The 9515-nt window shown below is 70.3% G+C and carries 10 protein-coding genes and 2 pseudogenes; 8 read left to right on the top strand and 4 right to left on the bottom strand.

Annotation, left to right across the window (positions count from 1 at the left end):
* The 7 genes from BW737_RS15995 to BW737_RS03510 form a co-directional block, all read left to right on the top strand.
* Positions 1-195, top strand: a 195-nt coding sequence (locus BW737_RS15995; protein ID WP_218961771.1) for a hypothetical protein, incomplete at its 5' end; no start/stop codon positions are given.
* 19 nt (positions 196-214) lie between these two features.
* Positions 215-994, top strand: coding sequence for a hydroxymethylbilane synthase (hemC, locus tag BW737_RS03530; RefSeq protein WP_338063847.1), 780 nt, complete (start codon positions 215-217; stop codon positions 992-994).
* A 136-nt stretch (positions 995-1130) separates the two neighbouring features.
* The gene (locus BW737_RS17575; protein WP_257210428.1) at positions 1131-1385 is read left to right on the top strand and encodes a hypothetical protein; all 255 of its coding nucleotides are present in this window, start codon (positions 1131-1133) and stop codon (positions 1383-1385) included.
* Entirely contained in the window at positions 1331-1975 is a 645-nt protein-coding gene (locus BW737_RS03525; protein ID WP_257210427.1) for a uroporphyrinogen-III synthase, read from the top strand. The genes BW737_RS17575 and BW737_RS03525 overlap by 55 nt, the downstream gene beginning before the upstream one ends.
* On the top strand, positions 1972-3048 hold the full coding sequence (gene hemB, locus BW737_RS03520; protein WP_086615747.1) for a porphobilinogen synthase: 1077 nt from the start codon (positions 1972-1974) through the stop codon (positions 3046-3048). Before BW737_RS03525 ends, hemB begins: the two co-directional genes overlap by 4 nt.
* Before the next feature lie 57 nt (positions 3049-3105).
* On the top strand, positions 3106-4527 hold the full coding sequence (gene hemL / locus BW737_RS03515) for a glutamate-1-semialdehyde 2,1-aminomutase (protein ID WP_086615746.1): 1422 nt from the start codon (positions 3106-3108) through the stop codon (positions 4525-4527).
* 93 nt (positions 4528-4620) lie between these two features.
* On the top strand, positions 4621-4878 hold the full coding sequence (locus tag BW737_RS03510) for a PspC domain-containing protein (RefSeq protein WP_086615745.1): 258 nt from the start codon (positions 4621-4623) through the stop codon (positions 4876-4878).
* Between the two features lie 225 nt (positions 4879-5103).
* Here BW737_RS03510 and BW737_RS03500 read toward each other — a convergent pair.
* The 3 genes and pseudogenes from BW737_RS03500 to BW737_RS03490 all read right to left on the bottom strand — a co-directional run bounded on the left by BW737_RS03500 (position 5104) and on the right by BW737_RS03490 (position 7052).
* Positions 5104-5594, bottom strand: a pseudogene (locus BW737_RS03500) (Dps family protein).
* A 206-nt stretch (positions 5595-5800) separates the two neighbouring features.
* Complete coding sequence (gene trxA, locus BW737_RS03495) at positions 5801-6181, bottom strand: thioredoxin (protein ID WP_086615744.1); 381 nt, start codon at positions 6179-6181, stop codon at positions 5801-5803.
* A gap of 226 nt (positions 6182-6407) precedes the next feature.
* A complete protein-coding gene (locus BW737_RS03490) occupies positions 6408-7052 on the bottom strand; it encodes an isochorismatase family protein (protein WP_086615743.1) in 645 nt (214 codons plus the stop codon).
* A gap of 154 nt (positions 7053-7206) precedes the next feature.
* On the opposite strand from BW737_RS03490, the gene BW737_RS03485 reads away from it, so the two are divergent.
* Positions 7207-8151: a GlxA family transcriptional regulator gene (locus BW737_RS03485; protein WP_086615742.1), complete on the top strand. Its 945-nt coding sequence runs from the start codon at positions 7207-7209 to the stop codon at positions 8149-8151.
* Positions 8152-8249: 98 nt separating this feature from the next.
* Here the strand turns inward: BW737_RS03485 and BW737_RS03480 are convergent.
* A pseudogene (locus BW737_RS03480) lies at positions 8250-9502 on the bottom strand (glycoside hydrolase family 1 protein).
* Between the last annotated feature and the right edge of the window lie 13 nt (positions 9503-9515).

The following is a 9515-nucleotide window of genomic DNA, read 5'->3' as shown; positions in this document are numbered from 1 at the left end:
GATCCGCACCCGCGGCGACGTCGACGCCACCCCGCTGACCCGGCTCGGCGGGGTGGGGTGTTCGCGGCCGCCCTGCGCGAGGCGCTGCTGGACGGCGCCCGGGCGCTGGCCGCCGCCTCCCGGCGGATCGGGCCGACCTGGAGGTGGAGCTGGTCCGGATCCGCACCCGCGGCGACGTCGACGCCACCCCGCTGACCCGGCTCGGCGGGGTGGGGTGTTCGCGGCCGCCCTGCGCGAGGCGCTGCTGGACGGCGCCTGCGACCTGGCCGTGCACTCCTGCAAGGACCTGCCCACCGCCCCCGTGGCCGGGCTGCGGATCGCCGCGGTGCCGGCCCGCGAGGACCCGCGCGACGCCCTGTGCACGGCGGGCGGGGCGATGCTGGCCGACCTGCCCCGTGGGGCACGGGTGGGCACCGGCTCGCCGCGCCGCGGGGCACAGTTGCTGGCGATGCGCCCGGACCTTCAGATCGTGCCCGTGCGTGGGAATGTGCCCACGCGGCTGTCCCGTGTGGTCGGAGCGGTGGTGGGTGCGGACGGGCCGCTGGGAGCGGTGCGCGAGCCGGACCTGGACGCCGTGGTGCTGGCACTGGCCGGCCTGCGCCGCCTGGGCCTGGACGGCTACGCGACCCAGGTGCTGGCGCTGCCCGGAACCGGCGCGTCGGAGTCCGCACCGAACGCCGCAGTGCCGATCATGGTGCCGGCGCCCGCCCAGGGGGCGCTGGCCCTGGAGACCCGTGACAACGACCCAGACGGCGAGGGGCACGCCCCGGCCGGAGACCCGGGCCTGTCCGCCGCACTGGCCGCCACCCTGGCGGAACTCGACAATCCGACCACCCGGGCGGCGGTGACCGCCGAACGCGCCCTTATACGGGCCTTGGAGGCGGGCTGCGCCGCACCGGTGGGGGCGGTGGCCGCGCCCGCGACGCTCGCGGACGGCAGCGAGGGGCTGCGGCTGGACGCGTCGTCGCTGCGGTTGACGGGACGCGGCTGCTGAAGGAGTCGGCAACCGGGGCGCGCGCGGATGCCGCCGCACTCGGCGAGGCGGTGGCCGGGGCACTGCTGGAGGCCGGGGCGGCGGAACTGGTAGACCTGCACGCCGCGCTGCCCGGCCGGAGCCGCCGGGAGGCGCCATGAGCCGGTCGGACAGCGCCGCCGGACCGCTGTCCGACCGGCGCATACTGCTGCCGCGGGTCAAGCCCGGCGACGCCATCGCCGCCGCACTGGCTGCGGCGGGCGCGCAGGTGGAGTGCGTAGGAGTCACCCGGGCCGTTCCCGGACCCACCGGCCCCCGTGAGCGCGCCGCCGCCACACTGGCCGCCGGCGAGTACGCGTGGATGGTGCTCACCTCGTCCCGCACCCTGGAGTTCTTCAACTTGAGCGCCTGAGTGACCGCGAGACGGAGGACGCCTGCGGGCACGCCCGCGCCGCCGCCTCGCCGCAAAGCACCAGCATCGCCGTCGTCGGGACGGGCACCGCGCGGGCCGTGCGGGAACAGCTCGGATGCGAGCCGGATCTGGTGGCGGCGGGCAGCGGCGCCGCCCTGCTGGAACTGCCCCAGCTGGCTCACGGCCCCGCTACGAGCCGCCGTCGGCTGCTGCTGCCCGGCTCGGCCCTGGCCTCCCCGAGGTTGGCCGCGGGCCTGAGTGCCGCCGGCTGGGAGGTCGATGCCGTGGCCGCCTACACCATGGTGCCGGTGGCGGCCGCCGAGCTGCCGGAGGGCTTCGCCGCCGACTGGGCCGGCGGCGGCTTCGCTGCGGTAGTGCTGGTGGCCGGCTCTTCCACGCGCGCCCTGGTAGAGGCGGTCGGGCCGCCCCCGCCCGCCACACACGTGGTGGCAATCGGGAAGCCGACCGCCGCGGCCGCGCGAGCCAGCGGAGTGCGCGTGGACGCCGTCGCCGCCGCCCCCACCCCCGCAGGCATCCGCGACGCCATGCTCAACACCCTTATCACCAACCCCAGGAGGCCCACACCATGACCGCACTGCCCATGCCGGACCCACGCGACCCCGGCACCTCTCCGGCCGCCGAGCTGCTCACCTCGCGGGGCGTGCCCGCGCCCGCCGCCCCGCAAGTCCGCCCACGGCGCCTGCGCCGTACCCCCGCCCTGCGCGGCCTGGTCGCCGAGACCCGCATCGACCCCGGCCAGCTGATCCTGCCGGCCTTTGTGCGCGAAGACCTCACCGCACCGAACCCGATCGGCGCCATGCCCGGCGTCGTGCAGCACACGCTGGACTCGATCCGGCGCGAGGCCGCCGCCTGCGCCGAGGCGGGCGTGGGCGCCATCGACCTGTTCGGCATCCCGGCCACGCGCGACCAGGCCGGCTCGCAGGCCTGGGCCGAGGACGGCATCCTCAACCGGGCGATCGCCGCGGTGCGCGCAGAGGTCGGGGATGCGCTGGTCGTATGCGCCGATACCTGCCTGGATGAGTTCACCTCCCACGGCCACTGCGGCCTGGTACGCCCCGACGGCGACCGCCGCGCCGGCGAGATCGACAATGACTCCACCCTGGCCCTGTACCAGGCGATGGCCGTCTCCCAGGCGGAGGCGGGAGCGCACATGGTCTCCCCCTCCGGCATGATGGACGGGCAGGTGGCTGCGATCCGCGCCGCCCTGGACGCCACCGGCCACGACGAGGTCACCATCCTGGCCTACTCCGCCAAATACGCCTCCGCCTACTTCGGGCCCTTCCGGGAGGCGGTCGGCTCCACGCTCAAGGGCGACCGCCGTACCTACCAGCAGGATCCGGCCAACCGCCGCGAGGGCCTGCGAGAGGTGCTGCTGGATGTGGAGCAGGGTGCGGATCTGGTGATGGTCAAGCCGGCCGGCCCCTACCTGGACGTGCTGGCCGACGTCGCCGCCGCCAGCCCGGTCCCGGTGGCCGCCTATCAGGTCAGCGGCGAGTACGCGATGGTGGAGGCGGCCGCCGCCAACGGCTGGATCGACCGCGAGCGCGTGATCATGGAGTCGCTACTGGGGATCGTGCGCGCCGGCGCCGACTGCGTGCTGACCTACTGGGCCCGCGAGGTGGCCGAGCGGCTGGGCGAGTAGATCAGCCACCAGGCCGTAAGCTGCCGCCAGCCCATCTTGATCGCTTCAGGAGCTCTCATGCCGTCAACCACCAATGCCGACCTGTTCGCCGCCGCTCGCAGCGTGATCCCCGGCGGTGTGGACTCCCCGGTGCGCGCCTTCGGCTCGGTGGGTGGGGTGCCGGCCTTCATGGCGCGCGCCCGCGGCGCCCACGTAACAGATGCCGAGGGGCGCGAGTACGTGGACCTGGTCGGTTCCTGGGGTCCGGCGCTGCTCGGCCACGCCCATCCGGAGGTGGTGGCAGCGGTGCAGGCAGCCGCCGCGCGAGGCCTGTCCTTCGGGGCGCCCACCGCCGCGGAGACCGAGTTGGCCGAGGCGGTGCGGCGCCGGGTGCCGCCGGTGGAGCGCCTGCGGCTGGTGTCCACCGGCACCGAGGCGACCATGACGGCGGTACGGCTGGCGCGTGGCTTCACCGGCCGCGACCTGGTGGTGAAGTTCGCCGGCTGCTACCACGGGCACAGCGACGGCCTGCTGTCGGCGGCCGGATCGGGCGTGGCCACGGGCGGGCTGCCGGGGTCCGCGGGCGTGCCGGAGGCGGTGGCCGCACAGACGCTGGTCCTGCCCTACAACGACGTCAGCGCCCTGGAGGAGTGCTTCGCGGCGCGCGGCCAGGAGATCGCCGCCGTCATCACCGAGCCCGCGCCGGCGAATATGGGCGTGGTCCCGCCCGCGCCCGGTTTCAACGCGGCCATCCGCCGGGTCACGGCGGCGCACGGTGCTCTGATGATCGCCGACGAGGTGCTCTCCGGGTTCCGGGTGGGCCCCGCCGGATTCTGGGGCCTGGAGGCCATTGACGGCTGGACGGCCGAGGCGGCCGAATCGGAACATGCGCGGCCGGCCCCCTGCTGGCCGGGCGGCCCGGACGGCCGCGATGCCGCCTGGCGCAAGCGGGCGGCCTGGGTGCCGGACCTGTTCACCTTCGGCAAGGTGATCGGCGGCGGCATGCCGCTGGCAGCGGTGGGCGGCCGCGCCGAGGTGATGGACCTGCTGGCGCCGCTCGGCCCCGTCTACCAGGCGGGCACGCTCTCCGGGAACCCGCTGGCGACGGCCACCGGCCTAGCCACGCTCGCCCTGGCCGACGATGCCGTCTACACCACGGTCGCCCGCCGCGCCACCCAGATCGGGGCGATCGTGAGCACGGCCCTGGAGGATGAGGGCGTGCCACACCGGGTGCAGTACTCCGGCTCGCTGTTCTCGATCATGTTCGGGCCCGCGGCGGCCGCGGAGGGCGTGCGTGACTACGCGACCGCCCGCGCCCAGGAGACCTGGCGCTTCGCCCCGTTCTTCCACGCCTTCCTTGAGGCCGGGGTGGCGCTGCCGCCGAGCGTGTTCGAGGCCTGGTTCGTCTCGGCCGCGCACGGTGACGCCGAGGTCGAGCGCATCGCGGCGGCGGCACCTGCGGCCGCCCGGGCCGCGGCAGCGGCACGACCCGAGGCGTAGGCGGGCACCCCCTCGGCGGAGCGGCGGCACTACCAGGCGACGTCAGGGGCATCCCGGATACCGGAAGCGGTCCGCAGCGGGCAGGCTGTTGCCATGACACAGCAGCGTCCCACCAACCCCTACGACCGCCGGCAGTCCTTCTCCCAGCGCACCGAGTCGTGGCGCGCACGGCTGCCGCGGCGGTCCCACCGGCGCCTGCTGGCGGGCGTGTGTGGCGGGCTGGCCGAGTACTGGGGCGTGAGCCCCACGCTGGTGCGGCTGGCGACGCTCGCCCTGGCCCTGCTGCCGGGCCCGATGTGGGTGGTCTACGCCGTCGCCTGGGTGCTCATGCCCGGCCCCTACGAGCGCTGACGGACGTCCTCGCCCCGGGCGGCGAGCGCGGCCTGTCTCCTCCGGACGGCCGCCGCAGCTCCACCGGGGGGGGAGGTCGGCTAGGGCGGCGGGTGGCGGGAATGCAGCGACGTCGCCGGCCTGGACGGCCTCGGTGGCGAAGTGCCGGGTGAGGCGTTGCAGGCGGGCGACGTCGACGGTGGGCGCGTGCGGCATGCGCTCAGGTTAGGCGCGCCGGCGCGCGACTCAGTTCGCGGAGTAGTTCTGCGCAGACAGGAACCAGCTCTGCTGCTCCAGGCGCTGGGTGTAGTCCTCCAGGATGCCGGAGGAGGAGGGGTCGGCCTCGTCGACGGCGTCGTGGATGTCGCGCAGGGTGGTCACGACGGCGTTGATGGCGGAGACGATGTAGTCGACCGCGTCGGCGGTGATGACGGCGGCCTCTGGTGCCTCGGGGACCGTGGTCTGCGAGGCGACGGTGCCGGGGCGACCGTCGGGGAAGACGTTGATGGCGCGCATGCGCTCGGCGAGCTCGTCGGAGCCTCGCGGGCGATGTCGACGACCTCGTCCAGGTTGAGGTGCAGGTCGCGGAAGTTGGGGCCGACCAGGTTCCAGTGGACCTGCTTGCCGACGAGGCTGAGGGCGGTGATGTCCACCAGGGCGCGCTGCAGGTCGGTGGCCAGGGTCTCGGAGGCGGTGAAGGTCGGGATGACTGCTGGGTTCTTGACGTGGTTGCTCATGGGCATAACTTTACAATCAACGCAATACTGAAGGGTAGAGCTTATCGCTTGTGAGGAAACCCGGATGTCGCCTGGACGCCCAAAACGGCGGGAGGCCGCTCGACGACGTACGCGGCGAAAACGTCGTCGGGCGGCCTCCCAGCCGGCGACCAGGGCGCTCCGATTCGCTTGTGCCACGGGCCGACGTCGTCGGGGCGCGGCGAATCTCAGGCCTGCGCGGCGCCGGCGGCCTCCTCCTCGGCGATCTTGCGCTTGATCTCGTCCATGTCGAGCTCGCGCACCTGGGTGATCAGGGAGTCCAGGGCGGAGGCGGGCAGGGCGCCGGCCTCGCGGTAGACGAGCACGTCATCCCGGAAGACCATCAACGTGGGAATCGAGGAGATGCCCAGCGCGCCGGCGAGGTCGCGCTCGGCCTCGGTGTCGACCTTGGCGAAGGTGATGTCCGGGTTGTTCTCCGCGGCCTTCTCGAAGACCGGCGCGAAGCGGCGGCACGGGCCGCACCAGGAGGCCCAGAAGTCGACGAGGGTGATGCCCTCGCCGCGGACGGTCTGGTTGAACTCGGCGCCGGTGATGTCTTTGGGGGCCATGAGGCTTCCTTCCCATTCGGATGGCTGGCGGTATTGCCCGCCGGCGCCTGGGACAACCGTCCTAGATGCCGAGGTATTCCGGCGGCGTGTCCCCTTCCCTCGCCGAGGTCGGTAGACGTTACGTGCCGAGATCGGTAGACGTGGCGGGCGCACCTAGCCCACCAGGGCACCCTCATGATCACTGGGGGGCACGACAGCGATCCAGGCGACCGGCCTCATTCGGTGCTCACAGTACGCTGTCAAACAGATCCGCACCCCTGCGCGCAGACACCACCAGGTTGGAGTGCGGCAATCTCTTGCCATCGCTCACGGCCTGCAACCAGATATCACTGTCCAGGACCGTTGCCCAGTTCGAGTGCAGCAACGTCATTAACGCCTCGTGCAGAGTTCGCGCATCAATGCTCCCCGCGTCATTGGCGACATGTATGGCACCGGTGGCATCGGACAGCACTTCCGTCGCAAATCCGAGTGCCTCTCCTTCGACCGCGGAGGCGAGTATGCAGTTGTTGCTCTGGTAGCCCACCAGAGTCACCGTGTCGATAGCGCGGTCCAGCAGCCAGTCCGCCAGCCCCGTACCTGCATAGATCGAGGCATGTCGCTTCTCTAGGTCCTTCCAGGACGCCAGTCTCAGAGCCTCAACACGCTCATGGACCCGATGGCCCGGGCGGGCCGGATCAAAGGCAGGCGCGCCAGGGACACCCGTATGCTGCACACAGACCACCGGTATGTCGGCGCCATTGGCAGCATCGATGACCTGGAGGATTCGCATCAACGACCCCGCAGGAGCGGGGTGTCGTATCTTCAGGGGTCCTTCAAAGTACTCGTCCTGTACGTCCACGAGGATGAGAGCGCGGCGAGGTGCAGTCTCCATCGTTACTCCTTGCTCGGTACCAATTGCTCGGCATGCCGAGTCGCACCCGGCCAGACCATCGTCAGGCCCGCGATCATCCACGCCAAGTGGCACATATGCCGCTCTACGATGGATTTACGCCACCGGGGCTTGCCGCCTCCACGGAAGGAGTTGTATGCAGATCGCCATTTACGCCTTCAACGGGGTCACCATGTTCCACCTCGCGTCACCGCAAATGGTGTTCGGCACGGTGTCCCGCTTGGGTTTGGCCACTTGGCGTCCCGTCCTGTTCACAGATACCTCAGGACCGGTTCGCACGCTAGAGGGTTACGAGCTTGGAGGACTGCACGATCCGCGCTGTGTGGCGCAGGCCGACGTCGTCGTCATCCCCTCGTGGTACGACGACGGCCGCGCGGCGGGAGCTGATGTCGTCAACATGCTGCGGCTGGCGCATGCGCGCGGAGCCACAGTCCTCGGCTTGTGCCTGGGCGCGTTCCCAGTTGCCGAAGCCGGTCTGCTCGACGGGCGGCGCGCGGTCACGCATTGGCGCGCCATGAGCGAATTCACGCGGCTGTATCCGACGGTCATCGCGGATGAATCGGCACTGTACGTGGATCACGGCGACGTACTCACATCAGCTGGCACGGCGTCGGCGATCGACGCCTGCCTGCACTTCGTACGCTCCCACCTCGGGGCGCGGGCAGCAAACAGTGTGGCACGCACGATGGTAGTTGCCCCGCACCGAGAGGGAGGCCAGGCTCAGTACATCGAGCAGCCGCTTCCCAATGACCCCGCGGACGACGCCGTTGCCCGAGTCATGGAGTGGGTTGTCTCCAACTTGACCGAGGATCTATCGGTGACACGGCTGGCCGAAGTCGCGCACATGAGTAGTCGCACTCTCATTCGACGGTTCCACACCGCAACGGGGAGTACACCCGCAGCATGGGTAAGGTCCCGCAGAGTCGACGCAGCCCGCAATCTGTTGGAAGGCAGCTCTCTGCCGATTGAACGCGTGGCCAAAGAGTGTGGGTTCGGCAGTGTCGTCACAATGCGTCAGGCTTTCGGCCAGGCAACCGGAACCAGTCCGTCCTCCTACCGCCGCAGCTTTCACGCCGGTTAGGCGTGTCTACCGCCCCCGCACACCGTGCACCTCCGGGGTGACGGGCGCGACTGATCACTGCCCGGTCCTGCCCCTCCCGCCTGCCAGTGGTAGTTAGGTCAGCCGAGATCCTCCCCATTGCTGTCCGTCACCCGCCGGTACCATGCATAGGAGTCCTTGGGAATGCGTCGTCCAGAACCGCGGCCGTAGTCGTCGAGGTCGACGTAGATGAATCCGTACCGCTTGGACATCTCCGAGGACGAGCAGGAGACGATGTCGATCGGGCCCCAGGCGAAGTAGCCGCGCAGATCCACTCCGTCCGCAATCGCCTCCCGCATCGCCACCAGGTGACGGCGCAGGTAGTCGATGCGGTAGGGGTCGTGCACGGCGCCATCGGCCTCCAGCACGTCCCTGGAGCCGAGCCCGTTCTCGGTGATCATAATCGGCTTCTGGTAGCGGTCCCAGTAGTGGTTCAAGGCCACCCGCAGCCCGGTCGGGTTGATCGCCCAGCCCCATTCGGAGGCCTGCAGGTACGGGTTGGCAAAGCCATCCGTGTCACCGCCCGCCCAGGCCTCGGCGTCAATAATCCGGGTGTAGTAGTAGGAGAAGGTCATGAAGTCCGCGACGCCGTCGCGCAGAGCCTGCTCGTCCTCCGGGCCGAATTCGACACAGACACCCAGATCGTGCAACCTCCGTTTGACGTAGCCGGGGTACTCGCCACGCAGGCGACGTCGGAGAAGAAGTACTCCATCTGGTTCTGCTGCAGCGCGGCGAGCACATCCTCGGGCTTGCAGGTTGCCGGATCGGCGTTACCGTGGCATAGCATGACGCCGAACTCGAAGTTCGGATCAATTGCGTGCCCGAGCGAAGTGACCTTGGCGGCCGCCACCATTTCATTGTGGACGGCCTGGTATTTGGCCTGTTCCAGGTTGTCCACCTTGTCAGCAGCGACGCCCAGATGGTTGAAAGACTCGTGGGTGATCAGGTTGATCTGATTGACAACGATCCAGTAGCGCACCTTCCCGGCCAGACGTCGCATCACCGCTTCGCAATAGCGAACGAAGAAGTCGATGGTCTCCCGGCTATACCAGCCTGTGTAGGACAGGGTCAGGTTCACCGGCATCTCGTAGTGAGACAGGGTGATGACCGGCTCCATACCCTGGGCGCGGATCTCGTCTACGAGTCGCTCGTAGAAGGCAAGTCCCTCCTCGTTGGGTTCGGTATCGTCCCCATTGGGGAAGATACGGGCCCAGTTGATAGAGGTGCGGAAGGCATTCATGCCCGTGCCTGCCAGCAGATGCAGATCGTCGGCGTAGGTGTGGTAGAAGTCGATACCATCGCGCTTGGGATAGCGGCCCTCGGTATCGCGCATATGGAACCGCACC

This window comes from Actinomyces ruminis (genome assembly GCF_002154335.2).
In the GTDB taxonomy this organism is placed as follows: domain Bacteria; phylum Actinomycetota; class Actinomycetes; order Actinomycetales; family Actinomycetaceae; genus Actinomyces; species Actinomyces ruminis.
This window is presented reverse-complemented; position numbering and strand designations above follow the sequence as displayed.

Coding starts and splice junctions, on each gene's coding strand:
- hemL (WP_086615746.1), top strand. CDS start 3,106: ATGCCGTCAACCACCAATGCCGACCTGTTCGCCGCCGCTCGCAGCGTG.
- hemB (WP_086615747.1), top strand. CDS start 1,972: ATGACCGCACTGCCCATGCCGGACCCACGCGACCCCGGCACCTCTCCG.
- BW737_RS03490 (WP_086615743.1), bottom strand. CDS start 7,052: ATGGAGACTGCACCTCGCCGCGCTCTCATCCTCGTGGACGTACAGGAC.
- trxA (WP_086615744.1), bottom strand. CDS start 6,181: ATGGCCCCCAAAGACATCACCGGCGCCGAGTTCAACCAGACCGTCCGC.
- BW737_RS17575 (WP_257210428.1), top strand. CDS start 1,131: ATGAGCCGGTCGGACAGCGCCGCCGGACCGCTGTCCGACCGGCGCATA.
- BW737_RS03485 (WP_086615742.1), top strand. CDS start 7,207: ATGCAGATCGCCATTTACGCCTTCAACGGGGTCACCATGTTCCACCTC.
- BW737_RS03510 (WP_086615745.1), top strand. CDS start 4,621: ATGACACAGCAGCGTCCCACCAACCCCTACGACCGCCGGCAGTCCTTC.